This window comes from Microbacterium sp. ZW T2_14, assembly GCF_044987405.1.
Classification (GTDB): domain Bacteria; phylum Actinomycetota; class Actinomycetes; order Actinomycetales; family Microbacteriaceae; genus Microbacterium.
Window position 1 is genome coordinate 1 of record NZ_JBJDRK010000062.1, and the last position, 24,385, is coordinate 24,385.

The 24,385-nt window shown below is 70.9% G+C and carries 19 protein-coding genes and 1 riboswitch; of the genes, 8 read left to right on the forward strand and 11 right to left on the reverse strand.

The annotated features are described in order from the left end of the window. Both ACI3KY_RS17145 and ACI3KY_RS17150 read right to left on the reverse strand, forming a co-directional pair. On the reverse strand, positions 1-728 hold a 728-nt coding region (locus tag ACI3KY_RS17145; protein ID WP_404931353.1), incomplete at its 3' end, for an energy-coupling factor ABC transporter ATP-binding protein. Between the two features lie 2 nt (positions 729-730). Then, positions 731-1,375, reverse strand: coding sequence for an ECF transporter S component (locus ACI3KY_RS17150; protein ID WP_404931354.1), 645 nt, complete (start codon positions 1,373-1,375; stop codon positions 731-733). After that, a riboswitch (TPP riboswitch) is annotated at positions 1,366-1,477 on the reverse strand. (Overlaps the previous gene by 10 nt.) A 96-nt stretch (positions 1,478-1,573) precedes the next feature. Between ACI3KY_RS17150 and ACI3KY_RS17155 the strand changes: the two genes are divergently transcribed. After that, positions 1,574-3,295 carry a D-alanyl-D-alanine carboxypeptidase gene (locus ACI3KY_RS17155; protein ID WP_404931355.1) on the forward strand — a complete coding sequence of 574 codons (1,722 nt, stop codon included), beginning with the start codon at positions 1,574-1,576 and terminating at the stop codon, positions 3,293-3,295. Between the two features lie 15 nt (positions 3,296-3,310). On the opposite strand, the gene ACI3KY_RS17160 is transcribed toward ACI3KY_RS17155, so the two are convergent. From ACI3KY_RS17160 to ACI3KY_RS17170, 3 genes are read right to left on the reverse strand one after another with little or no spacing between them, the layout of a single operon-like run. Continuing rightward, positions 3,311-3,727, reverse strand: coding sequence for an RbsD/FucU family protein (locus tag ACI3KY_RS17160; protein WP_404931356.1), 417 nt, complete (start codon positions 3,725-3,727; stop codon positions 3,311-3,313). 13 nt (positions 3,728-3,740) lie between these two features. Then, complete coding sequence (locus ACI3KY_RS17165; RefSeq protein ID WP_404931357.1) at positions 3,741-4,718, reverse strand: aldo/keto reductase; 978 nt, start codon at positions 4,716-4,718, stop codon at positions 3,741-3,743. Further along, a complete protein-coding gene (locus tag ACI3KY_RS17170) occupies positions 4,705-6,000 on the reverse strand; it encodes an L-fuconate dehydratase (protein ID WP_404931371.1) in 1,296 nt (431 codons plus the stop codon). Before ACI3KY_RS17170 ends, ACI3KY_RS17165 begins: the two co-directional genes overlap by 14 nt. A gap of 135 nt (positions 6,001-6,135) precedes the next feature. On the opposite strand from ACI3KY_RS17170, the gene ACI3KY_RS17175 reads away from it, so the two are divergent. Beyond that, a complete protein-coding gene (locus ACI3KY_RS17175; RefSeq protein ID WP_404931358.1) occupies positions 6,136-6,996 on the forward strand; it encodes a fumarylacetoacetate hydrolase family protein in 861 nt (286 codons plus the stop codon). Beyond that, on the forward strand, positions 6,978-7,751 hold the full coding sequence (locus ACI3KY_RS17180) for an SDR family NAD(P)-dependent oxidoreductase (RefSeq protein WP_404931359.1): 774 nt from the start codon (positions 6,978-6,980) through the stop codon (positions 7,749-7,751). Before ACI3KY_RS17175 ends, ACI3KY_RS17180 begins: the two co-directional genes overlap by 19 nt. Before the next feature lie 69 nt (positions 7,752-7,820). On the opposite strand, the gene ACI3KY_RS17185 is transcribed toward ACI3KY_RS17180, so the two are convergent. Next, positions 7,821-8,669 carry an amidohydrolase family protein gene (locus ACI3KY_RS17185; RefSeq protein ID WP_404931360.1) on the reverse strand — a complete coding sequence of 283 codons (849 nt, stop codon included), beginning with the start codon at positions 8,667-8,669 and terminating at the stop codon, positions 7,821-7,823. A 74-nt stretch (positions 8,670-8,743) separates the two neighbouring features. Between ACI3KY_RS17185 and ACI3KY_RS17190 the strand changes: the two genes are divergently transcribed. Next, positions 8,744-9,424, forward strand: a complete 681-nt coding sequence (locus tag ACI3KY_RS17190) for a FadR/GntR family transcriptional regulator (protein ID WP_404931361.1) — start codon at positions 8,744-8,746, stop codon at positions 9,422-9,424. Positions 9,425-9,626: 202 nt separating this feature from the next. Here the strand turns inward: ACI3KY_RS17190 and ACI3KY_RS17195 are convergent, their stop codons facing one another. Together ACI3KY_RS17195 and ACI3KY_RS17200 are read right to left on the reverse strand one after the other, a co-directional pair. Beyond that, on the reverse strand, positions 9,627-12,107 hold the full coding sequence (locus ACI3KY_RS17195; protein ID WP_404931362.1) for a X2-like carbohydrate binding domain-containing protein: 2,481 nt from the start codon (positions 12,105-12,107) through the stop codon (positions 9,627-9,629). A gap of 106 nt (positions 12,108-12,213) precedes the next feature. Continuing rightward, a complete protein-coding gene (locus tag ACI3KY_RS17200) occupies positions 12,214-14,439 on the reverse strand; it encodes an alpha-galactosidase (protein WP_404931363.1) in 2,226 nt (741 codons plus the stop codon). Positions 14,440-14,575: 136 nt separating this feature from the next. Between ACI3KY_RS17200 and ACI3KY_RS17205 the strand changes: the two genes are divergently transcribed. From ACI3KY_RS17205 to ACI3KY_RS17220, 4 genes are read left to right on the forward strand one after another with little or no spacing between them, the layout of a single operon-like run. Then, positions 14,576-16,984 (forward strand): glycosyl hydrolase family 95 catalytic domain-containing protein, encoded by a 2,409-nt coding sequence (locus tag ACI3KY_RS17205; RefSeq protein ID WP_404931364.1) that lies wholly within the window; start codon positions 14,576-14,578, stop codon positions 16,982-16,984. Then, a complete protein-coding gene (locus ACI3KY_RS17210; protein ID WP_404931365.1) occupies positions 16,974-17,951 on the forward strand; it encodes an acetylxylan esterase in 978 nt (325 codons plus the stop codon). Before ACI3KY_RS17205 ends, ACI3KY_RS17210 begins: the two co-directional genes overlap by 11 nt. Before the next feature lie 42 nt (positions 17,952-17,993). Then, positions 17,994-19,160: an ROK family protein gene (locus ACI3KY_RS17215; RefSeq protein WP_404931366.1), complete on the forward strand. Its 1,167-nt coding sequence runs from the start codon at positions 17,994-17,996 to the stop codon at positions 19,158-19,160. Between the two features lie 35 nt (positions 19,161-19,195). Further along, positions 19,196-20,284, forward strand: a complete 1,089-nt coding sequence (locus tag ACI3KY_RS17220) for a mandelate racemase/muconate lactonizing enzyme family protein (protein WP_404931367.1) — start codon at positions 19,196-19,198, stop codon at positions 20,282-20,284. 77 nt (positions 20,285-20,361) lie between these two features. On the opposite strand, the gene ACI3KY_RS17225 is transcribed toward ACI3KY_RS17220, so the two are convergent. The 3 genes from ACI3KY_RS17225 to ACI3KY_RS17235 form a co-directional block, all read right to left on the reverse strand. Further along, a complete protein-coding gene (locus tag ACI3KY_RS17225; protein ID WP_404931368.1) occupies positions 20,362-21,996 on the reverse strand; it encodes an ABC transporter substrate-binding protein in 1,635 nt (544 codons plus the stop codon). A 62-nt stretch (positions 21,997-22,058) separates the two neighbouring features. Further along, complete coding sequence (locus tag ACI3KY_RS17230) at positions 22,059-23,051, reverse strand: carbohydrate ABC transporter permease (protein WP_404931369.1); 993 nt, start codon at positions 23,049-23,051, stop codon at positions 22,059-22,061. Next, positions 23,048-24,022, reverse strand: coding sequence for an ABC transporter permease (locus tag ACI3KY_RS17235; RefSeq protein ID WP_404931370.1), 975 nt, complete (start codon positions 24,020-24,022; stop codon positions 23,048-23,050). Before ACI3KY_RS17235 ends, ACI3KY_RS17230 begins: the two co-directional genes overlap by 4 nt. Between the last annotated feature and the right edge of the window lie 363 nt (positions 24,023-24,385).

Below are 24,385 nucleotides of genomic sequence, written 5' to 3' on the forward strand. Positions count from 1 at the left end.
GCCGCGGCGAGCTCCGCGCCGTGGCGGGCGAACACCTCGGCCGGGGGGCCGGCGGCGAGCAGCCCGCCGTCGGAGCCGACGACGAGCACGCGGTCCATGAGGTCGGCCCACACGGCGGTGCGGTGCTCGATCACCACGAGGGTCGCCCCGGTCTCGGCGACGGCGTGCTCGATGCTCGCGCGCACCTCGCGGACGCCGTCGGGGTCCAGATTCGCCGTCGGCTCATCGAGCAGCAGCACTCCGGGGCGCATGGCCAGCACCCCGGCGAGCGCGAGACGCTGCTTCTGCCCGCCCGAGAGCGCCTTCGTCGGCCGCGCGAGGGGCACCTCGAGGCCCACCGCGTCGAGCGCCTCGGCGACGCGCGCCGGGATCTCGGCGGCTGGCACCCCGAGGTTCTCGCAGCCGAACGCGATGTCGTCGCCGACCTTCGACAGCACGACCCCGGAGTCGGGATCCTGCAGCACGAGCCCGACGCGCCCGCGCTGCGCTTCGGCCCGCGCGCCGTCGATGAGAAGCGAGCCGGTCTCATCGCCCTCGTCGGCGCCGCCGAGGAGGCCGGCCATGCCGGCGAGCAGGGTCGACTTGCCGGCGCCCGAGGCGCCGAGCAGCAGGACGCGCTCCCCCGGCTCGATGGTGAACGAGACGTCGCGGATCGCGGGCGCACGCCGCCCGGCGTAACGCCACCCCCAGCCGGCCGCCGTGATGCGGGCCGGGCCGGTCGCCGGCATCGTCAGACCTCGCGGCGCGCTTCGCGTCCTGCCGCGAAGCGGTTGAGCGCGCCCGTGGCCGCCAGCGCCCGCACCGCGAGCCAGCCGACCACACCGGCGAGCAGGGCGCCCGACACGATGAGCGACACGAAGTAGATCGTGTTGAACTCGAGCGTCTTGAGGATGTTGGGCGAGCTGCCGTAGAACAGCTCGAACACCCAGGCGCCGACGGCAGCGCCCGCGCCGGCGAGCATCGCGACGGGCAGCGTGAAGCGGCGGTAGAGGAAGAGCGCGAAGATCAGCTCGGCACCGAGGCCCTGCACCAGGCCCGACAACAGGGTCGACACGCCCCAGACGTTGCCGATGAGCATCGAGACGATCGCGGCGATCACCTCGACCAGCAACGCGGCGCCGGGCTTGCGGATCACGAGACCGCCGATCACGCCGCCGATCAGCCAGATGCCGACGGCGAGACCGCCGAGGCCCGGCGTGAGGCCGTCCATCGCGGTGAACCAGGCGTAGCCCACCGTGTTCCAGGCCCAGAAGACGAGACCGATGGCGACACCGAGGACGGCGGCGACGACGATGTCGACGACCCGCCAGCGCAGGTTGCGCGTGCTCGCCGAAGGGGCCGCAACGGGGGTGGATGCGGACGTGGACGTGTGCATGTGAACTCCTCCCTGCGCCGGCATGATCCGGATCAGGTTCGACGGTCGAAGCGTGGATCGCTTCCTCTCAGCCCGGCTCACCGGACTCCCGTGGTTGTGGCGTCAGTATACCGCCGCGAAGGCGAGTATTTTGGGTGGGTGACTCCGGACGACACCCCTGTACCCACGCGTCGCGCGCGTCGGGCGCAGACCGGTGCCGTGCCCACCCCCGCCACGGCCGATGGGTCGGAGGGCGGCATCCTCACCGTCGCCACTGGCGAGACGGTCCCCACGCCCCCTCCGCTCGCCGCTGGCGCGTCGGGCGGAGCCTCCGGGCGCGTGGGCCCAATCGTGCACCCGGCCAGCAGCACCGTCCCCGTGGATGTGCCCGCCGTCGCACCGACGATCGCCACCGTGCCGCTCGGCGGCAGTCCCACGGCGATCGCGCCGACGATGCCATCGTTCGATGCGGCACCGCCGAGCACACCCGTGATCCCCGGGCTGCTCCCCGAGCCTTCGGTCCCCGTCGCCACGTGGGATCCCGCGAACCTCGATCCGCTCGCCGAGGCCACCGGCACCGACTCCCTGCCCCCGGCGAGCAGCGGACGCACCGCGCTGGGCTGGGTCGACGACACCGCGATCGGACTCGGCTCTGCCCCCGGCGACCTCGCTGCCGCCGCCACCTCTTACGTCCCCGTCGACGCGGATCTGCTCTCCGGCGCTCCCCGGCGCTCGCCGCTGCGTGCCGGCGTCATCGTTCCCACCGTCGCGATCGCGGCCGTGCTCGGCGCCTATGCGGCGACCACGCTGCTCTGGCCGCTCCACGCTGTTGCGCCCATCGTCACCGCCATGGAGGTGCAGCCGGTCGCGGCGCCGGCCGCCGCGCCGGTGTGGCCGGCACAGGGCAGTGCGGCCGAGGGGGTCGCCGGCATCCCGGGCACGCTGGCGACCACGGCCGATCCGGACTCGATCGCCAGCATCACCAAGGTCGTGACCGCGCTGGTCGTCCTCGAGGAGATGCCGCTCGCGGTGGGCGAGCAGGGCCCCGAGTTCCGCTTCACCTCTGCAGACCGCTCCCGCTACTGGCAGTACCTCAACAACGGCGAGTCGGCCCTCAACGTGCCCGCCGGCGGCTCGCTCAGCGAGTACCAGATGCTCGAGGGCATGCTCGTGGGCTCGGCGAACAACTACGCCGACCGCCTCGCCCAGAGCCTCTGGCCGTCCGACGCGGTGTACGCGTCAGCGGCCTCCGCCTGGCTCGCGGGGCACGGCGTGCCCGGCGTCACGGTCTACGAGCCGACCGGGATGGACCCGCGCAACACCGCGAGCCCCGAGGCGCTCGTCGTGCTGGCGCAGAAGGCCCTCGCGAACCCGGTCATCGCCGAGATCGTCGCGAAGCAGTCCATCGACCTGCCCGGCGCCGGACACGTCGAGAACACCAACGGCCTGCTCGCCGACCCGGGCGTCGTGGGAGTGAAGACCGGGACGCTGGATGCCTGGAACCTGCTCTCTGCGAAAGACGTCACGATCGGCGACACGACGGTGCGCCTCTACGCATCGGTGCTCGGGCAGCCCGACGACGAGGCGCGGCTGGCCGCGTCGCGCGCCATCTACGCGCAGCTGGAGGCCGAGCTGCAGCTGAAGCCCTCGGTGACGGCGGACACGGTCGCCGGCCAGGTGGAGACACTGTGGGGAGACGAGGTCGACATCGTCACCTCCGGCGATGCCGCGGTGGTCCTGTGGAACGGCGGCTCGGGCACGGTCGCCACGACCTACGACCTCGGCGACCAGCGTGATGCCGGCGACGTGGTCGGCTCGCTCAGCGTCACCGGTCCCCTCGACGACACCGCCGTCGACCTGCAGCTCGCCGCGGACATCAGCGATCCGTCGCCCTGGTGGCGCCTCACGCACCCGCTGGACCTGTTCGGCCTGAACGGCTGACGCCGCGCCGGCTCCTCAGCCGGCGGACGGGTGGCCGACGACGCCCTTGCGCAGCAGTGCGTTGCCGTACGCGCGGGTCTCGCCCGTGCGCACGACGAGGTATGCACCCTTCGCGTGCTCGTAGTACTCGAACCGGTCGACGTAGCGCGGCGAGTCGATGCCGGCCGCGGCCGCGAGCTCGCGCTGCACGTCGAGCACCTCGCCGTCCGCGGAGGCCATGAGGTCGAGCGCGGGCGCATCGTCGAGCGGCAGCACCGTGCGCACGGCGGTCACCACCTCGGGCGTGGTCGTTCCGGGCAGGTCCACGACGCGGGTGCCGATCGCCCACGCCGGGAAGTGCGCGTCGGCGATCACGACCGCGTCGGAGTGGCCCATCCGGTCGAGGTGGAGCAGCAGCTCCCCGGTGAGGAGCGGATGGATGCCCTCGAGCATGGGGTTCCCTTCGTCAGCGGATGAGGCCTTCGGCGGCCAGATCGTCCCACAGTGCGGCAGGGATGTCGACTGCCATCAGCTCCGCGTTGCGGCGCAGCTGCTCGGGGCGGCTCCCGCCCACGACGACCGAGCGCACGGCCGGTTCCCGCAGCGCGAACTGCACCGCCGCAGCGGGCAGCGGCACGTCGTGGGCACGACAGACCGCGACGACGTGCTGCAGACGCTCCCACAGCGGCTGCGGCATCCGTCCGTACTCGTACCGGTCGTCGCGCGAAGGCTCGTCCTTCGCGAGCAGTCCGGAATTGAAGACGGATGCCGCGACCACGCCGGTGCCGCGCGCATGGCACGCCGGCAGCACGTCGTCGGCGGCGGGCTGCTCGAGCAGCGTGTAGCGGCCCGCGATCATGATGAGGTCGAGGTCGGCACCGCGCACGGCGGCGGCGAGCGCGTCCGCGGTCATCGAGCCGATGCCGACCGCGTCGACCGCGCCGTCCGCGCGAAGGCGCTCGAGCGCCGGGAACGCCTCCCGCAGCGCGAGGTCGAGGTCGTGCCGCTCGGGGTCGTGGAGGTAGAGGATGTCGACGCGGTCGAGCCCGAGGCGCTCGAGCGATTCGTCGAGGCTCGCTCGGATGCCATCGGCCGAGAAGTCCCATTCCCGGCGCAGCGTCGTGCGGACGTGGAAGTCCGCGGCGAGGTCGAGGCCGCCGTCGTCGTCGGGGTTCGGCCGCAGCAGCCGCCCCGCCTTCGTCGAGATCACGAACTCGTCGCGCGGCTTCGTCTGCAGGAACGCGCCGAGCCGGCGCTCCGAGAGCCCGAGGCCGTAGTGGGGGGCGGTGTCGAAGTAGCGGATGCCGCTCTCCCAGGCCGCGTCGAGGATCGCCCACGCCTGATCGTCGGTGAGCTCCCGGAACAGGTTGCCGACGTTGGCCGCGCCGTAGCCGAGCCGGGTCAGCGCAGAGGTGTGGGGGGCGCGGGTCTCAGGCAGCGGCATCCGATCTCCCGAACTCGTACGCCGCGCGGCTGGCCGCCTTCATCTCCATGCCGATCCCCGGTGCGACCGGGGCACGGTAGGCGCCGCCCTGCACGTCGGTCGGCACGACGAAGTGCTCGTGCAGGTGGTCGACGTACTCGATCATGCGCCCCTCGCGGCTGCCGCTGACCGCCACGAAGTCGAACATCGACAGGTGCTGCACCGCCTCGCAGAGCCCCACGCCGCCCGCGTGCGGACACACCGGCACACCGAACTTCGCCGCCAGGAGCAGATTGGCGATGTTCTCGTTGACGCCGCCCACGCGTGCGGCGTCGATCTGCATGACGGCGATGGCGTCCGCCTGCAGCAACTGCTTGAAGATCACGCGATTCTGCGCGTGCTCCCCCGTCGCGACGCGCACCGGAGCGACACCCCGGGCGATCTCGGCGTGGCCGAGCACGTCGTCGGGGCTCGTCGGCTCCTCGATCCAGGCGATGCCGAACTCGGCGAGCGCGTTGACCCACGCGATCGCCTCCGACACCTCCCAGCGCTGGTTCGCGTCGATGGCGATCGGGAAGTGTGGCCCGCACACCTCGCGGGCGACGCGGAGACGGCGGATGTCATCCTCGAGGTCTGCGCCCACCTTGAGCTTGATCTGGCCGAAGCCGTCGGCGATCGCCTCGCGGCACAGCCGCGCGAGCTTCTCGTCGGAGTAGCCGAGCCAGCCGGGGCTGGTCGTGTACGCCGGGAAGCCGGTGGCGAGAAGGTCGTGCTCCCTGGCTCGACGGCCTGGCTCGGCGTCGCGAAGGATCTGGAGCGCGTCCGCCGGGGTGAGGGCGTTGGTGAGGTAGCGGAAGTCGACCAGCGCCACGATCTCTTCGGGGCTCATGCGCGCGAGCAGCTGCCAGAGCGGCAGGCCGGCGCGCTTGGCCTTGATGTCCCACAGGGCGTTCACCACCGCACCGATCGCCATGTGCATGACGCCCTTCTCCGGGCCGAGCCAGCGCAGCTGCGAGTCGCCGATGAGCTCACGATTGATCGCGCCCATGTCGTCGAGGAGCGGTTCCAGCTCGCGGCCGACGAGGTGCCCGGCGAGCGCGTCGAGGGCGGCGACCTGGACGTCGTTGCCGCGGCCGATGGTGAAGACGAAGGCGTGCCCGTCGATGCCGTCGGCGCTGTCGGTCACGATGCGCACGTAGGCGGCCGAGTAGTCGGGATCGGGATTCATCGCGTCCGAGCCGTCCAGGCTGAGCGAGGTGGGGAATCGGATGTCTGTCGTCTCGAGGGCGACGATGCGGCTCACGGCGGCGGTCTCCTGCAGTCTCACGGTCCGAAGTCGAACCGCTCGCAGTGTAAACATCCGATGTCTATACTGTCAATCACGCCCGCGGGCCGCGGCGGCATCGACGCCACCCCGCATGGAGAATCCAGGAGAGCAATGAAGTTCGCGCGCCTCGGCGAGTCCGGTAGCGAGATCCCCGTCGTCCTCGACGGCGATCGTCGCCTCGATCTGCGCCCGCTCACATCCGACGTCGACGGCCGGTTCCTGGCGGACGATCCCGTCGGCCGCACGTCGGCCGCCCTCGCCGCAGGACTCCTGCCCGAGCTGCCGGACGCCGACGGTCTCCGCATCGGCGCCCCCATCGCGCGGCCGAGCGCGGTCATCTGCATCGGCCAGAACTACGCGGCGCACGCGCGCGAGTCCGGCGCCGAGCCGCCGACCGTGCCCATCATCTTCTTGAAGACCCCGAACACCGTCGTCGGGCCGAACGACACCGTGACGATCCCGCGCGGCAGCGAGAAGACGGATTGGGAGGTGGAGCTCGGCGTCGTGATCGGTCGCCGTACGGCGTACCTCGACAGCGTCGACGAGGTCGATGCGCACATCGCCGGCTACGTCGTCGCCAACGACGTCTCGGAGCGCACGTTCCAGATGGAGGTCTCGGGCGGGCAGTGGTCGAAGGGCAAGATCGCGTACGGCTTCAACCCCACGGGACCCTGGCTGGTCACCCCCGACGAGGTCGACGTGCAGAATCTCGAGCTGAAGAGCTTCGTGAACGGCGAGCCCCGTCAGCACTCGAACACGAGCGACATGATCTTCGACGTGCGCACGATCGTGCACCACCTCTCCCAGTTCGCGACCCTCGAGCCGGGCGACCTGATCCTCACGGGCACTCCGCAGGGCGTGGCGTTCGGCGGCAGGTTCCCCTATCTCAGGGCCGGCGACGTCGTCGACATCGAGATCGGCGGCCTGGGCGCGCAGCGCCAGGAGTTCGTGGCATGGGAGGCAGCGCGGTGAGCGGCCAGCTGGATGGACTCGTCGCCGTCGTCACCGGGGGCGCATCGGGCATCGGCGCCGCGATCGCGAACGCGCTGGCCGATGAGGGCGCCGAGGTCGCCGTGCTCGACCGCGACACGTCGGGCGCAGACCCCCGGTTCGCCGCCTTCGCCGCCGATGTGTCGGATCGCGCGGGCGTCGACGCCGCCATCGCCGCGGTGGCCGAACGGTTCGGCCGCATCGACATCCTCGTCAACAACGCCGGCATCGGCGCACAGGGCGACGTCGCCGCGAACGACGACGACGAGTGGGCGCGGGTGCTGTCGATCAACGTCACCGGCATCGCACGCGTGAGCGCCGCGGCGCTCCCGTGGCTGCGGCAGTCGCCCGCGGCGGCGATCTGCAACACGTCGTCGATCGCCGCGACCGCCGGGCTGCCACAGCGCGCGCTGTACAGCGCGTCGAAGGGGGCGGTGCTGTCGCTCACGCGCGCGATGGCGGCCGACCACCTGCGCGAGGGCATCCGCGTCAACGCCGTCAACCCCGGCACGGCCGATACCCCGTGGATCGGGCGTCTGCTCGCCAGCGCCTCCGATCCGGCCGCCGAGCGGGCGGCCCTCGAGGCCCGTCAGCCGCACGGGCGCCTGGTGTCTGCCGACGAGGTCGCCGGCGCCGTGTTCTACCTCGTGAGCCCGCGCGCCGGGTCCACGACGGGCACCTACATCGAGGTGGACGGCGGGATGTCGCCGCTGCGCCTCCGCCCCGTCGACTCCTGAGTCCCCCCGATCCCCGGTCGTCGAGCGAGCGAGGAACGAGCGAGACGAACGCCCGCGAGCCTCTACCGCTCAGCCGAGGCGATAGACGCGCTCGGCGTTGGCGGCGAGCACGGCGTCTCGGTCGCGCGCGCCGACGCGGTCGTCGAGCCATGAGGCAACGGTCTCGACCCAGCGCCCGTACGGGCCCGACACCGGCCAGTCGCCGCCGAACAGGAGACGCTCGGGGCCGAACGCATCGAGCGCCACGTCGAGGAACGGCCGCAGCTGTGCGGCGGTCCACTCCCCCTCCGACTCCGCCGGCAGCCCGGACAGCTTGCACACGACGTTGTGGCGACGGGCGAGCCGCCGCAGTTCCGTCGCCCAGGGGGTCCCGTCAGCGGGCGCCGCGGCATCCGCCGATCCGACCGGCGGCTTGCCGAGGTGGTCGAGCACGATCGTGAGCTCGGGCACCGCGTCGGCGAGGGCGATCACGTCGGAGAGCTGACTCCAGCGCACGCACGCGTCGAACGTGAGACCGGCGGCCGCAACCGCCCGCGCGGCGTCACGGAAACCCGGCGTCGCCGAGAATCCGTCGTGCTCGGACTGCAGCAGGCGGCGCACCCCGACCACCAGCGGTCTGCTCGCGTACGCCGCGAGGTGCTCGTCGGTCGCGGCGGGGTCTTCGAGCGGTGCGCGCGCGACGATGCCGCGCACCGGCACGCGCGGCGCCAGCGACGCGACCCAGTCGACCTCGGCGACCGACTGCTCGGGCGCGCATTCCGCCTGGACGAACACGAAGCCGAAGTCGTCGTCGGGGGCGTCCTGCACGGCGAGGTCGAGCTCCTCCGGTCCGAAAGATCGGAGCAGCGGCCCCTCCAGCCAGTCGTAGGTCAGGACGACGGGGTCCCAGAGATGGAGGTGTCCGTCCACGACTCGCATGTCTCCATTGTGCCGCCGACGCGCGCCGGCCGCTGCATCCTTCGTCCGTGACATCCGATGTCTATGATGGGCGCGTGGCCGTCACCGACGAAGCGATCGAGAAGATCAAGGGCATGATCGTGCGCGGCGAGCTGGTTCCCGGCTCACGCCTGCCCCCGGAGAAGGACCTGGCCGAGCGCCTCGGGCTTTCACGAAGCTCCATGCGCGAAGCCGTCAAGGCGCTCGAGGTCATCCGGGTGCTCGATGTGCGGCGCGGCGACGGGACCTACGTCACCAGCCTCGAGCCCAAGCTGCTACTCGAGGCCATCTCATTCGTCGTCGATCTCCACGACGACGACTCGCTGCTCGAGATCTTCGCCGTGCGCCGCGTGCTCGAGTCGCACGCGACCGGTCTGGCGGCACAGCAGGCGGGCGACGACGACATCGAAGGGCTGGATGCCGAGATCAGCGGTGTCGCGCCCGACACCGACATCGAGTCCCTGGTCGAGCACGACGTGCGCTTCCACAGCGCCATCGCACGGCTCGCCGGCAACGACTACCTCGCGAGCCTCCTGGACAGCCTGACCAGTCAGACCGTGCGGGCCCGGGTGTGGCGCGGGCTCACCCAGGCGGGCGCGGTCGAGCGCACCCTCGCCGAGCACCGCGCGATCCTCGACGCGATCGCCGACCATGACACGGAGCTCGCCACCTCGATCGCCCAGGTGCACATCGCGGGCATCGAACGCTGGCTGCGCCAGGCGCGCGAGCGCGCCTGACGCGGTTCGGCTGCCTCGCCCTCGCCGAGAGCACACGCTCTCGCCGAAAGCACACGTCGCCAACGCCAACAACGTGTGCTCTCGACGAGAACACACGATATCGACGAGGGGTGCGCTGCGGAAGGCGCAGCTGAGCCCGCGAGCGGCGCACCTACGTGAGCCCGGGCGGCGAGGCTGCCGCCCGGGCTCACGTACGCCGGCGTCAGCCGGTCACATACGACAGGGCGTCGACGCGCAGCACGTCGCCCGACTTCTTCACGAGGCGCAGGGTGTGCTCGCCCTTGCCGAGGCCGTCCTGCGAGAAGACCTCGCGCTGCGTGAGCCGTGCGGCACTGTGCAGGTCGACGGTGTCGACCAGCGCACCGTCGAGGTAGACCTCGACCTCGCCCTGGTCGGGTGCGGTCGGGCCCGTCACCGTGACGGCCGTCCCCCGGAAGGTCAGCTCCACTGCGGCTCCGTCGTCCCCGGTCCAGTGGACGTCGTCGCGCAGGTCGCCGCGGAACCGGAAGTCCAGGGCCGTGTCGCCGTCGGGCAGCGTCGACAGGTACGACGCGCTGAGGATGACGGCATCCGCTTCCACGGTGTAGTCGGTGCCGCTCTTCAGCGCGGTGCCATCGCGGGAGATGCCGCCGAGCTCGCCCGGATCGCGCAGGAGGTGGACCGTCGCGCCTGCGGGTGCCGCACGGTCGAACACGACCGCGCCGACGTCGATGAGACTCTGCTGCACCACGTCGAGGCGGTCGAGCAGCATGAACTGCCCCGACTTCTTGACCACCCGGAGGGTGTGACTGCCGTCGGCGAGGTCGCGCACGCCGTAAACCACCTGCTGCACGCCACGACCCTGTGCCGGATCGAGATACGTGTCGACGGTGTCGACCAGCACGCCGTCGAGATAGACCTCGGCCTCACCCTGCGACGAGTGGGTCTCGGTCACCCAGTCGATCCCGGTCCCGACGAATGTGTACTCGAACGCCGCGCCGTCCGCCTCGCCGTAGTGCACGTCATCCTGGTAGTCGCCCAGCCCGCGGCCCGTGCTGTGCCCCCAGTTGCCGCTGTAGGCGATCGCCGAGTCGCTGTCGTTGACGGCCACCACGTTCGACGCACCCGGCTCGGGTGCAGTCCCACCCTGTGACGAGTCGTACGACGACACGGTCAGCGCCTGCGAGGTCGCAACGATCTCCTTGCCGCCGTTGCGCGACCATTCACCCTCATACGACAGACGGGCGTCGTCGTCGTTCAGCGCGATCTCGCCGCCCTTGGCGGGCGTGATGGTGAACAGGCGCGTGCCGTGCACCGGGACGTCGTCGGCGGTGAACTCGCCGTCGAAGCTGCCGAGGTTCTTCTGCGCCCAGAGGTCGCGCACCTTCGCGGATCCCTGGAGACCCAGGTCGGCGAACGACACCTTCATGTCGGCGTCGGTGCGACCGAGGTTGAACAGCGCGACGGTGATCGAGCCGTCGGGGTTCATCGCGTACCAGGTCTGCTGCTTCGTCGCCGTCGACACCGGGTGCGCCGGGCGGCCCGCCTGGTTCACCGCGATGACCTCGGGGTTCGTCAGCAGCTCGATGCCGTAGTCGTCGAGCCGCGTCAGATCGTTGCCGACGTACATCGGCGCGGCAGCGACCGCCCAGAGGGTCGTCGCCGTGCGCCGCTCGTCGCGGGTCAGTCCGTCCATCGAGCCGTTGCCCACGTTGAGCGAGTCGAAGTCGTTCCAGCCGCGGTCGGGCCCCGCGAAGCGCCACCAGTCGGCCGCGCGCGGGAAGAGGCGGGCGATGTTGTCCCACGTGGTGAGGGCCTCGTCACCGCAGTAGCATTCGACGTCCCATTCGACACGCCAGCCCTGGGCGTGCTCGGCCCAGTAGTCGGCGTAGCGGATGTCGAGGGCCCAGGAGAGCTCGAACCAGATGCCGTTGCGCTCGAGCGCCTGCGACCACGCTGCGACGTCGTCGCGGGCGTCGAGAGAGAGGTCGCCGATTCCCGACCCCGGCGTGACGCTGTCGAACTTGAGGAAATCGATCCCCCACTCGCCGAACATGTCGGCGATCGAGTCCACGTAGGCCTGCGCGCAGGGGTTCGCGAAGTCGAGGCGGTAGCCGATGTCCCAGTAGTCCGCCTGCTGGATCGGCTGTTTGACGATGTCGGCCGTCGAGCAGTCGGGGGCGCCGTAGATCGGCAGGTCGGCCTCGTACACGCCGGGCGAGATGCCGGGTATCGCGTAGAGCCCGACCTTCTGGCCGTTGCCGTGGATGTGGTCGATGACGGCCTGCAGCCCGTCGGGGAACAGCGTCGTACTGGGCGTCGGGCGGCCGTATTCGTCGGTGCCGCCGTTCCACGCCGCGTCGATGTTGATGTACTCGTACCCCGCCGACTGCAGCTTCTCGTGCATGGCGTCGGACTGGGCGATGATCTGGTCGGCGGTGATCCAGGTCGATCCGCTTCCCGAGTACACCTGCATGCTGTAGCTGCTCCACCCCATGTAGGGGTGGGCACCGAGCTCTTCGTCGGGCGCGGGTGTGGTGGCGGCAGGCTTCGTGGCGGCGGATGCGGTCGTCGCCGGGGAGACGGATGCCTCCGCCGGTGGCGCTGCGTACGCCGCCGCGGCGCCGACCCCGAGGGTCAGCGCGCCGGCCGCGAATGCCGCGAGCCAGCGTGGCCGGCGGGCATGGCGATCGTAGGTGTCCATGGTTTCCTCTCTGCGGTGGGTTCGACGGTGAACCCCGCGCGCGTGCCCAGGCCCCAGTGGCCGCTGTACGCGCAGGTTCCCAGAAGGTGGAGGGGACGTCAGCGGCTCATGGGAGCCTCTCGACGTCGAACAGCAGCGCCTGCTGCGGATTGAGGGTCGGAAGCGGCACGCCGGCGACGCCGAGCACCGATCCGGGAAGCTCGATGCCGCCGTCGAGGGCCAGTCGCATCCAGTCCGGGTCCGACACCTCGTGCCGGCTGGCCGGGCCGAGCTCCGACCTCACCCTCACCCGATAGGCCGCTGCGGCGTCGAGCCCCGGGAACCGCACCCGGCCGCTCTGCCCGTCGGCGGACGTGGTCAGACGGGTCCAGGTGAACAGCGCCCGCTCCCCGCCCGCCGCGACGATGCCCGTGAGCATGGTCGCGTCGTCGGCGAGGTCGGCGTTGACGACGTCGCCGGTGTGGATGAGCTCGCGCAGCTCCCGGTACAGCGCCGCCCAGGCGGTGATGGTGTGCAGGTCCTCGGCACTCGACACCGTCAGGTCGGTCTCGATGCCCGCGTGCGCGGTGAGGGCCACCGCGAGCCGGAACGACAGGTCGGTCTCTCGCGAAGTGGTGTGGGAGCGGCGGGCGCCCAGGTGCGAGCCGATGAGCTCGGGCGGCACCATCAGACGCGTCCAGCGCTCGATGCGGGCGCGCTCGACAGGGTCGTTGCAGTCCGAGGCCCACACCCGGTCGGTGCGGTCGAGGATGCCGAGGTCGACGCGGCCGCCGCCCCCCGAGCATGTCTCGATCTCGAGCCGCGGATGGCGGGTGCGCAGCTCGTCGAGCAGGCGGTACAGGGCGAGGGTCTGCTCGCGAACCAGGGGCCGGTCGCCGCCGCCGCGGCGCGCGACGGGCTCGACGAGGTCGCGGTTGTGGTCCCACTTGAGGTAGTCGATGTCGTACTCGGCGACGAGCGCGCTGATGCGCTCGAGCACGAGCGCGTAGGCGTCGGGATTGGCGATGTCGAGGACGTGCTGGTTGCGGGCGGTGGCTCCGGCGCCCTGGCCCGGGGCGAGCACCCAATCGGGATGATCGCGGGCGAGATCGGAGTCGGGGCTGATCATCTCCGGCTCGAACCAGAGCCCGAACTGCATGCCACGCTCCCGCACGGCCTCGACGAACGGCCCCAGCCCGTCGGGCCACACCCGCTCGTCGACGAGCCAGTCGCCGAGCCCGGCGTTCGCGTCCCGGCGGCCGCGGAACCACCCGTCGTCGAGCACGATCCGCTCGACCCCGACCTCGGCGGCGCGGTCGGCGATCTCGACGAGGCGGTCGAGGTCGTGGTCGAAGTAGACCGCCTCCCACGTGTTGAGCACCAGCGGTCGCGGGGTCGAGGGGTGACCGCGCCGAGAGCGGAGCCGGCGGTGGAACCGGGCCGAGAGCCCGTCGAGCCCGCGGTCCGACCAGGTGAAGAGCACCGTCGGGGCGTCATAGCGCTCACCGGGCTGCAGCACCACCTCGCCCGAGCGCAGCAGCTCGCCCGCGCCGATGACGCGGGACTGCGCCCCGGCGCCCTCCGGAAGCCGCTCGGCGAGGTATTCGCCGTCGCCGCTCCAGGCGAGGTGGACCCCCCAGAGCTCGCCGTGCGCGAAGCCGAAGGCCGGGGTGCCGGCGACCAGAAGGAAAGGCGTGTCGTGGCCGGGCTTTCCGCGGCGCGCGCGACGGGAATGCGTGCCGAACGAGAAAGGGAGTCGCTGCGGTGCGCGCTCACGGCACCACTTCCCGGTGAAGTCCAGCAGCTCCCCGGCACGGTCGGGCACCGGTACGAGCGCACGAAGCCCATCGACGAGATAGGCGGATGCCGCCTCCGCCGGATTCTCCACCGACAGGTCGACCGACAGCACGCCCGCGGCATCCAATCGGTAGGTCAGATGGGCGCGGGTGCCGGCCACGTCGTCGTCGAAGCGGAGCGCGATGTGTCCGCCGCCGTCGGGTGCGGTCGCGGTGTCCGCGTCCACGAGTCGCGGACGCGGGGTGGTGGCGGTGCCGCCGCGGTGACCGGCCTGTGCGGGCGTCCCCGCCCAGCCGTCCTGCTCCGTCGGCCACACGGAGAAGAGTCGCGGGACGTCGGGCGCGTTGTTGAGCACGGCCGGCACGGATGTCGCACGCAGCGCCTCGATCCCCCGCACGTCGAGGGCGCCGAGATCGGCGCCCCAGTGCAGCACACGAGGCATGGCGCCCTCGAGATCCACGACCAGCGCCGCCCCCGCCGCTCGCAGCGTATGGACGGCTGCCGGCACGACTTCCGTGGCCGGCAATGTCTGGACGGCGCCTTCACCGTTGACCATTCGAACTCCTCCATCGAGTTTCTTGACATTGGTAATTAATCACGTTTACGCTGGCGTCGCAAGCAAAGATCCGAGGTCTGCCGGCGAAGTCGCCGCGGATACTCGCGATCTCGGACACCGACGACCGAGGATCGAGATGAGCGACACCCTGCGACTGTCGTGGAGCGCACCCGCCGTCCGGTGGGAGGAGGCCGCACCCCTGGGCAACGGCCGTATCGGCGCCATGGCGTTCGGGGGCGCGACCGGCCGGTACGCGCTCAACGACGCCACCGTGTGGTCGGGCACCCCCGACGGTCCGGCCGCGGCCCTCCGCGACGTGCTCGCCGACGGCGCCGGACCGGAGCGGCTCCAGGAGATCCGCGCGGCGCTCGATGACGGCGACGTCTGCACCGCCGAGGACCTGCTCATGTCGTTCGAGGGTCCCTACTCGCAGGAGTTCCTCCCCCTCGGCGACCTCGTGGTCGAGATCGCCGGCGCGAGCGCTCTCACCCCGGCGCGCATCCTCGACCTCGACGAGGCGGTGCTGACCGAGACGCTGCAGGTTCCCGGCGGCACCGTCCGCCGGCGCTCCTGGGTCTCGGCGCCCGCACAGGCGCTGATCGTCGAGATCACCGCGGACGTCGAGTTCGCGGCATCCGTCTCGCTCTCGACGCCCCTCCGCGGCACGGCCGACGGTCTCGGCCTCGACATCGAGATCCCCGTCGACGGGGCACCCCTGCACGAGACCTCGGTCGAGCCGCCCCTGCGGTACGCCGAGGCCGACACCGGCTTCGACGCCTTCGCGGCCGTCGCGGTCGCGCTGGACACCGACGGTTTCGTGGATGCCGCGCCTGCACGCGCGGACGTCCACGGGGCTCGCCGGCTGCTGATCGCCCTCTCCACATCGTCCCGCGCCGAGTTTTGGTGGGCCGACGCGGACGGGGAGTGGCGGACCGCCTCCCGCGAGGCGATCCGGGACCGGGCCAGAGAGCGGGCGGATGCCGCGGCACACCGCGCACCGTCCGCGCTGCTCGCCGAGCACCTCGCCGATCGTCGGCGCCACGCTCGGGCTCGGTTCGCGATCGGCGGTCGACGGGAAGGCACGTGGAACGTCGATCGTGACGTCCTCCACGGCGACGACGCGCAGTTGAAGGCGACCATCGCCGCCGAGTTCGGGGCGTATCTGCTCGCCTCGTCGTCGCGGGCGGGCGCGCCGGCCGCGAACCTGCAGGGCATCTGGAACGATCAGCTGCGTCCGGCGTGGTCGTCCAACTACACGATCAACATCAACACGCAGATGAACTACTGGGCAGCGCCCGTGCTCGGCCTCGACGATGCGTCCGAACCGCTGCTCGCGCTCGTCGAGCGTCTGGCCCGCACGGGGGCCGATGTCGCACGCGAACTGTACGGTGCCCGGGGCTGGGTGGCTCACCACAACGCCGACATGTGGGGCTGGAGCCTCCCCGTCGGCGGCGGCCACGGCGCGCCGAGCTGGGCGATCTGGATGATGGGCGGCGTCTGGCTGACCCACAACCTATGGGACGAGTACGCCTTCGGCGGCGACGTCGATCTGCTCCGGTCGAGGATCTGGCCCGTCATGCGCGGCGCCGTCGAGTTCTGCCTCGACTGGCTGGTTCCCGGACCAGACGGCATGCTGCGCACCTCACCCTCGACGGCGCCCGAGAACTCCTTCATCGGGCCTGACGGCGCCTCCACCGCGATCGGGCTGACCGCGGCATCCGATGTCTTCCTCATCCAGGCGCTCTTCGAACGCGCCCTCACCGCCATCGATGTCCTGGGCATCGACGACCCGCTCGCCGCCGAGGTCGACCGCGCGCTGGCCGCGCTCGCCCCGGTGGGAATCCGGGCAGACGGCCGGCTGAGCGAATGGTCTGCGGACGTCGTCGAGGTGGAACCGCTGCACCGGCACCTGTCGCCCCTCGTCGGCATGTATCCGCTCGACACCCTCACGCCCGACCGCGACCCCGACCTCTTCGATGCCGGCGTCCGCCTGCTCGATGCCCGCGGTTCCGGGGCGATGGGCTGGTCGTGGGCATGGAAGATCGCGCTGCGCGCCCGTATCGGCGACGGCGATGCCGCCGCGGCGCTGCTGGACGAGGCACTCGCCCCGTTCGAGGGCGACGCGACCCGCCACGGGCCCGTGGACGGCTCGGAATGGGGCGGACTGCTGCCCAACCTCTTCAGCACGCACCCGCCGTTCCAGATCGACGGTAACCTCGGCTTCCCCGCCGGCATCGCCGAGCTGCTGGTGCAGAGCCACGGCGGCGTGGTGCGGCTGCTTCCCGCTCTGCCATCCGCCTGGACCGACGGCGATGTCCAGGGCCTCGGCGCACGGACCGGTCTCGCGGTCGATCTCGCGTGGCGCGACGGCGCGCTGGCGTCGGCGACGCTGCGCAGCATCCGGGGCGGCGACCGCGACGTGGTCGTCGAGTACGCGGGCGACCGCGCGGTGGTCCGGGTGCCGGCCGACGGGAGCGCCGAAGTGCCGGTGGCCGCGCTCGTCGATGCCGCGGGTGTTGCGATCGGAGCGTCCCGTGCGCGGTGAGCTCACGCTCGTCGCCGAGCCCACCACCCAGACCGAGCCGGCGGACTTCGACAGCTTCTGGGCCGACACCCTCGCCGAGACCCGGCGCCACCCGCTGGACGTCACTGTCGAGCCGAGGGAGACCGGCCTCGCGGTCATCGACGTGTTCGACGTCACGTTCCGCGGCTTCGGCGGCACACGGATCCACGCCTGGCTGCGCGTCCCCCGCGGCGCGACCGCTCCGCTTCCCGGGCTCGTCCAGTTCTTCGGCTACGGCAACGGCCGCGGCCATGTGCTCCGCGATCTGCGCTGGGCCGCTGCCGGGTACGCGCACCTCGTGGTGGATGCCCGCGGCCAAGGCCACGGCGACACCGACGACGACCACGCGGACGGCGGGCCTTCGGCCGGCGGGTTCCTCACCCGCGGCATCCGCTCGCCGCACGAGTACTACTACCGGCGGGTGTACGCCGACGCCGTGCGGGCCGTCGAAGCGCTGCGGTCTCTCGACGGCGTCGATCCCGCGAGGGTCGGAGCCGTCGGCGCGAGCCAGGGCGGCGGGATCGCGCTGGCCATCGCGGGGCTGGTGCCCGACCTGGCGGTCGCGATCGTCCAGGCGCCGTTCCTCTGCGAGCTGAATCGCGCCGCCCAGCTCAGCACCGAGCACCCGTACTCTCTGCTGACCCAGCACTTCGCCGACCGGCGCCTCGACACCGCCACCGCCCTCGACACCCTGCGGTACTTCGACGGCGTCAACCACGCCCGGCGCGCCACGGCACCGGCCCTGCTCAGCACCGGACTGCGCGACGGCATCGCGCCGCCGGCATCCGTGCTCCCCGCCTTCACGGCGTACGCCGGACCCAAGCAGGTCGTGCTGTGGCCGTACAACGGCCACGAAGCCGGCGGCGACCTCGATGAGGAGAACGCGCTCGAGTTCGCTGCGGCTCACCTCGCGCCGCGCCGCCTCGCGGCCGGTCGCCCCAGCGCCTGAGCCGCGGACTCGCTACCGTATCGACTGAGACCGAAGGAACCGATGGATCACGACACCGCTGCGCGCACGACGCTCATCCGTTCCGCGTCGGAAGCAGGATCGAAGGTGTTCGCCACCATCCTGACCCGCAGCCCCATCAGCCGCATCGACATCGCTCGCCAGACCGGGCTGTCGCAGGCCGCCGTCACCAAGGCGGTCTCGCCGCTCGTCGCCGCCGGCCTGGTCGACGCGCCGCCCGCGACACACCGCGACGGCAACCCCGGTCGCCCTGCGGCGCCGGTGTCGATCATCCCCGACGCGATGGTGCTGCTGGGCATCAAGGTCAACGTCGACGAGGTGATCGGGGTCGCGACCGACCTCGCCACCACGGTGCTCGCTGCCGAGAACGAGCCGCTCGTCGCGCACGACCCGGCGTCGGCGGCCGAGGCGGTCATCGAGGTGGTGCGCCGGCTCGAAGAACGCCTGGGCGACAAGCGCGACGCCATCGCCGGCGTGGGGGTCTCGGTGTCGGGCGACGTCGACACGTCCACCGGCGTGGTCCGGGAGTCGGCGATCATGGGGTGGGCGGACGAGGACTTCGGCGGGCTGCTGCAGGAGCGGCTCGGACGGCCCGTGACGCTGGAGAACGACGTCCACGCCCTCACGGTCGGCGAACACTGGTTCGGCATCGGCCTCGGCATGGAATCGTTCGCGATCGTCACCATCGGACGCGGCATCGGCAGCGGCCTGCACCTGAACGGGCAGGTCGTGAGCGGCGCCTTCGGGGTCTCGGGCGAGATCGGCCACCTGCCCCTCGCCGATCCGTCGCGCATCTGCTCGTGCGGCCGCCGCGGCTGCGTCGAGGCCGTCGCCTCGACAGCGGCGATCGCGGCGACGGTCTCGGCCGCGCTCGGCCGAGACGTCGACATCGAGGAGGCCGTGCACCTCGCGCACGCCGGCGACCCCGCCGCCGAGGCCGCGTTCCGCGAGGCCGCCGGACTCATCGGCACCGCGATCGCCACCCTCGTCAACCTCGCCGGACCCGAGCTCGTCATCATCGGCGGTGAGGGCGTGTCGAACTTCGACCTCTTCGAGACGAACCTGCGCGACGCCTTCGAATCCCACGCCTTCGGCGCCGCCGCCCGCTGCCGCATCGTGACGCGCCCGCACACCTTCCAGGACTGGGCCCGCGGCGCCGCCGCGGCCGCCATCCAGTCGCTCGTCCGCTGACGCCGCGCCGCGGCATCCGTCCTCCCGGAGAAGCCATGTCCGTCATCACGCGCGCTCGCGCCCTGCTCGTCGACATCCCCGTCGAGACCGTCCGCACCGACGCGGTGCAGTCGTTCCTGAAGCAGGAGACGATCGTCGTCGACCTCGAGACCGACGACGGCACGCCCGGGCGCGGCTATTCGTACACGATCGGCACCGGCGGCCGCGCCGTGCTGTCGATGCTGCGGGACCACCTGCTGCCCGCGGTCATCGGTCAGGACGTGCGCCGCCCCGAGGCCGTCTGGCGGCACGCGTTCTCGCAGACCCGCGCCACCACGGTCGGCGCCATCACCTCCCTCGCGCTCGCAGCGATCGACACGGCGGTGTGGGATGCCGGATGCCGGCGCAACGGCGAGCCGCTCTGGCGCGCCGCCGGCGGCAGTGACCCGGAGGTGCGCCTCTACGACACCGAGGGAGGCTGGCTGCACATCGACGTCGACACCCTCGTCGCCAACACCGTGGCCGCGCGCGACGGCGGCTGGCACGGCTCCAAGCTCAAGGTCGGCTCACCCGAGCCTCGCCGTGACGTCGAGCGCCTCGCCGCCGTGCGTGCGGCCGTCGGCCCGGGCTATCCGCTCATGGTCGACGCGAACCAGGGCCTCACACTCGCCGACGCGCGCGCCCTGGCCCGCGCGATCGAGCCGTCGGGGATCTCCTGGCTCGAGGAGCCGCTGCCCGCCGACGACGTGTCGGCGCACGCCCGCCTCGTCGAATCGACCACGATCCCCATCGCGGTCGGCGAGTCGCTGTACTCCGTCGCGCAGTTCAAGGAGTACCTCGCCCGGGATGCCGCCACCATCGTCCAGCCGGACGTCGCGCGCGTCGGCGGCATCACGCCGTGGCTGAAGATCGCGCATCTCGCCGAGGCGTTCAACGTGCCGGTGTGCCCGCACTTCCTCATGGAGCTGCACGTCAGCCTCGTCGCCGCAGTGCCGAACGGTCGCATCGTCGAGTACATCCCGCAGCTGCGCGCCGTCACGACCGCGGACCTGGTGGTGACCGACGGTCGCACGACCGCTCCCGACGAGCCCGGCATCGGCATCTCGTGGGACGACGACGCGCTCGAGAACCTGCGCGTGCTCTAGCCCGAGCCACGACGCGAAGATGCCCGGCGGTCTCGCGACCGCCGGGCATCTTCGTGGTTCCGCGTTCCGCCGCGCCCCTACTTCAGCGCGTCGTACAGGTCCTGCTCCATCTGCAGGAACTGCGCGAGACCGAGGCCGTCCAGGTCGTCGAGGTACGCCTGCCAGGCGGCGTCGTCCTCGATGTCCCGCTGGCCGGTCACGAACTCGGCCTGCGCCTGCGTGACGTAGTTCGCGATGTTCGTCTGCAGGTCGGCGAGCTCGGCCGACGTGTCGGCGTCGGGCCACAGCTTCTCGGACGGGAACACGATGCTCTCGTCGGGCATGTACGGCTCGTACTCCTTGGACGCGATGAGCAGGCGTCGCTCGTAGCCGTCCGGCGAGTAGACGTCCTCGGGCACGACCTGCGAGTTGCGGTACTCCAGCGAGTCCCAGTACTGAGCCATCGAGCGCCAGGCGGCGTTGGAGGTCTCGTCGTACGTGAGCGGCTTGAAGGTGGGCTCCAGCTCCGGGTCGAGCGCGACGTCGCCTTCTTCCGCCGGCACCCATGCCTCGCCCTCCGGGCCCATGGCGCCCCGCTTGTCGCCCTCGTCCGTCACGAGGTAGTCGATGAGCTTGATCGCCTTGATGCGCTCGTCCTCGGTCGACTTGTTGGTCAGGGCGAAGATGCCGAGCGGGTTCACGGGCGACCGCCAGGTCGCCAGCTGCGTGCCGTCGGGACCGGCGACCGGCGCGACGGCGTCGTAGTTCTTGTCACGGCCGTCCGGGGACTCGGCCGTCACGAAGTCGTACGGATGCAGGTCGACCGCGGAGCCGAGGATCTCCGCATCGGAGTTGTCGCCCAGCGCCTTGAGCGCGTCGCCGTTCTGGGTGAACGCCGCGGTGTCGAGCAGTCCTTCCGACGCGAGGGAGTTGATGTACGCGAGGCCTTCACGCCACTGGTCCGAGGTGGCGGCGAGCTGCACTTCGCCGTCCTGCATGACCATCGGGGGCGGGCTGGACGGCCCGGCGACCGGCGCGTACGCGAACGCGTTCATGAGGTAGTTGATGATCGGCTGCGTGGCGGAACCGCTCAGCGGCACCTCGTCCTGCACACCGTTGCCGTTCGGGTCGTCGTTCTTGAACGCCCGCAGCACCGTGCGCAGCTCCTCCGTGGTGGTCGGCTGCTCGAGGCCGAGGTTGTCCAGCCACGTCGTGTTCATCCACAGCTTCGACGGGAAGCTGCAGTGATAGCACTCGCTCCACTGCGTGATCGCGTAGATGTGTCCGTCAGGAGCCGTGACCGACTCCTTCCAATCCGGCTTCTCCTCGAAGCGCTCCTTGAGCGTCGGCGCGTACTCATCGATGAGATCCTCGAGCGGCAGCAGCACCCCCTGCTGGCCGTACTTGAGGATCTCGCTGCGGGAGAAGGCGTCGACCCACGGCACGAGGAAGTACGCGTCGGGGTAGTCGCCGCTGGCGAGCGAGACCTGCCGCTTCTCGCCCGCGACGCTGCCGTCGTAGGTGGTGGTCTGCCAGTCGAAGTCGATGTCGAACTTCTTCTCGACCTCCTTGGTGAAGCTGTTGTCCGCGAGCGTGCCGTTGTCGCCCTGCGGACCGAAGGCGACGAGCTGGCCGTTGTCGTTGTCGGCCGAGGGCGTGCACGCCGCCATCGCGAGCGTGGTCGCCGCGATCGCGATCGCTGCGACCGCTCCCCTCATCAAGCTGTGTCTCATTGCCGGAATCTCCTTTGCCCGGGTCATTCTGCGTGGTGGTGGGTCTGTGGCGGGAAGCAGGATCAGCCCTTGACGGCGCCGACCATGATCCCCTTGTTGAAGTACTTGGCGACGAACGGGTACACGACGAGCATCGGCACGGTCGCGATGACGACCGTCGAGTACCGGAGCAGGTCGGCCAGCTCGCGTCGCCGGAGCTGCTCGCCGACATCGCCGCCGCCGCCGGCGTCGTTGAGCACGAGAAGGCCCCGGAGCACGAGCTGCAGCGGCTGCAGGTCGGCATTGCGGAGGTAGAGCAGCGCGTCGAAGTACGAGTTCCACTGCATGATCGCGTACATGAGCGCGATGACGGCGATCAGGGGCTTCGCGAGCGGCAGCACGATCGACCAGAGGATGCGCAGCTCGCTGGCGCCGTCGAGCTGCGCCGCCTCGTAGACCTCGTCGGGGATCGAGGCGCGGAAGAACACCATCGCGATGATGACCTGCCAGACGCCGATCGCGTTCGGCAGCAGCATCGACCAGCGGGTGTCGAGGAGGCCCAGCGACTGCACGACGAGGTACATCGGGATCACGCCGCCGCTGAAGAGCATCGTGAAGACGACGGCGCCGGTGATGACCTTGCGACCGAACAGGTTCTGGCGCGACAGCGGGTAGGCGATGGCGACCGTGCCGACGACGCTGATGAGCGTGCCGATCACGGTGTAGAAGACGGAGTTCGCGAAGCCGCGCACGATCGCCGGATTGCCGAGCGCCTCGACGTAGCCGCGGAAGGTGATGTCGACCGGCCAGAACAGGACCTGGCCCGACGACACGGCGTGGGGGCTCGACAGCGAGCTGGCCACGATGTTCAGGAGCGGCAGCAGCACCACCAGCAGGAAGATCGTGAGCAGCACGTAGGCCACCGCGACGAACGCGCGGTCTCCCCGCGTCTCTCGGATCTTCACGCCGCGCGGCTCGGATCGCCGGCGCCGAGCGCTGGGAAGGGATCGTGCGGCGACGGCGCCGACGGCGGCCTCTTCGGCGAGGACGGCCTCCTTGCTGATGACGTTGCTCACCACAGCCCGCTTCCCGTGACCCGCTTGGACACCGCGTTGACGACCAGCAGCAGCACCAGGCTGATCACGGCGTTGAAGAGGCCGATCGTCGCTCCGAGACTGAAGTTCGCGTTGAGGATGCCGGTCTTGTAGACGTACGTCGGGATGATCTCCGACGTCGAGAGGTTGAGCGCGTTCTGCAGCAGGAACGCCTTCTCGAACCCGATGGCCATGATGTTGCCGACGCCCAGGATGAGGATGATCGTCGCCGTCGGCATGAGCGCCGGCAGATCGACGTGCCGGATCTTCTGCAGGCGCGAGGCGCCGTCGATCTTCGCCGCTTCGTACAGCGAGACATCGACGGACGCGAGCGCCGCGAGGTAGATGACCGCGGAGTACCCCGTCGTCGTCCACAGGTCGGTCGCCACGTAGATGTGGCGGAAGAAGTCGGCATCGGCCAGCAGATCGACCTGGCCGGCGCCGAAGAAGCTGAACGTGCGGCCCAGCAGGCCGACGCGCGGCGACAGCAGCAGGATCGTCATCGACACGATCACGACCGTCGAGATGAAGTAGGGGGCGTACGTCATGAGCTGCACCGTGCGCTTGAAGAAGCGCAGCCGCACCTCGTTGAGGGCCAGCGCCAGGATGATCGGCAGCGGCAGGCTGGCGATCAGCGTGTACGCGGCGAGGATGAACGTGTTGGCGACCAGCCGAGGGAACACGGGGTTGCCGAAGAGCCGCTCGAAGTTGTCGAAGCCGACCCAGGGGCTCCCCCACACACCGTCGATCGGGTTGTAGTTCTTGAACGCGATGATCGCGTTCGCCATGGGCACGTAGCGGAACACGATGAACCACACGAGGGGCAGCAGCAGGAGCAGGTAGAGCTGCCAGTACCGCCGCACGCTGCGGGAGAACCGTGCGCGGGTGGTGAGCCTTCGCGACTGCGGGATCACCGCCGCGGCGGGTGTTGCGTGCTCAACGTCGAGCGTCATCCGGATCCTCCATGGATTACTTTACGACGTAATGTTATGTCCTCGATCGCGATTCCGCTACTGGACATCCGATGTCTACGAATTCGCCATCTCCCGCCGACCATGCGGGAACGACCAGCTCCGGCAGCGCTTTTGGCCGGTTCTCGCACGTGCCGGGGTCCCCGGCATCCGTCGACAGCACACGATCTCGCCGAGAGCACACGCCACGAACGTGAACAGCGTGTGCTCTCGGCGAGAGCACACGATCTCAACGCCGGCACGGAGCAGCGCGGGCGGAGCACGACCCGCGCGCGACGCTGCTACGCGAAGCGGACGGTCTGCTGGAGCCGGGTGCGGATGTCGAAGACCTCGTTGCCGCCGATG

Bases quoted from the DNA above. Each gene is read 5' to 3' on its own strand.
- ACI3KY_RS17150 (WP_404931354.1), bottom strand. From the start codon at position 1,375: ATGCACACGTCCACGTCCGCATCCACCCCCGTTGCGGCCCCTTCGGCG.
- ACI3KY_RS17200 (WP_404931363.1), bottom strand. From the start codon at position 14,439: ATGGTCAACGGTGAAGGCGCCGTCCAGACATTGCCGGCCACGGAAGTC.
- ACI3KY_RS17225 (WP_404931368.1), bottom strand. From the start codon at position 21,996: ATGAGACACAGCTTGATGAGGGGAGCGGTCGCAGCGATCGCGATCGCG.
- ACI3KY_RS17220 (WP_404931367.1), top strand. From the start codon at position 19,196: ATGTCCGTCATCACGCGCGCTCGCGCCCTGCTCGTCGACATCCCCGTC.
- ACI3KY_RS17195 (WP_404931362.1), bottom strand. From the start codon at position 12,107: ATGGACACCTACGATCGCCATGCCCGCCGGCCACGCTGGCTCGCGGCA.
- ACI3KY_RS17185 (WP_404931360.1), bottom strand. From the start codon at position 8,669: ATGCGAGTCGTGGACGGACACCTCCATCTCTGGGACCCCGTCGTCCTG.
- ACI3KY_RS17175 (WP_404931358.1), top strand. From the start codon at position 6,136: ATGAAGTTCGCGCGCCTCGGCGAGTCCGGTAGCGAGATCCCCGTCGTC.
- ACI3KY_RS17215 (WP_404931366.1), top strand. From the start codon at position 17,994: ATGGATCACGACACCGCTGCGCGCACGACGCTCATCCGTTCCGCGTCG.
- ACI3KY_RS17235 (WP_404931370.1), bottom strand. From the start codon at position 24,022: ATGACGCTCGACGTTGAGCACGCAACACCCGCCGCGGCGGTGATCCCG.
- ACI3KY_RS17165 (WP_404931357.1), bottom strand. From the start codon at position 4,718: ATGCCGCTGCCTGAGACCCGCGCCCCCCACACCTCTGCGCTGACCCGG.
- ACI3KY_RS17205 (WP_404931364.1), top strand. From the start codon at position 14,576: ATGAGCGACACCCTGCGACTGTCGTGGAGCGCACCCGCCGTCCGGTGG.
- ACI3KY_RS17180 (WP_404931359.1), top strand. From the start codon at position 6,978: ATGGGAGGCAGCGCGGTGAGCGGCCAGCTGGATGGACTCGTCGCCGTC.
- ACI3KY_RS17160 (WP_404931356.1), bottom strand. From the start codon at position 3,727: ATGCTCGAGGGCATCCATCCGCTCCTCACCGGGGAGCTGCTGCTCCAC.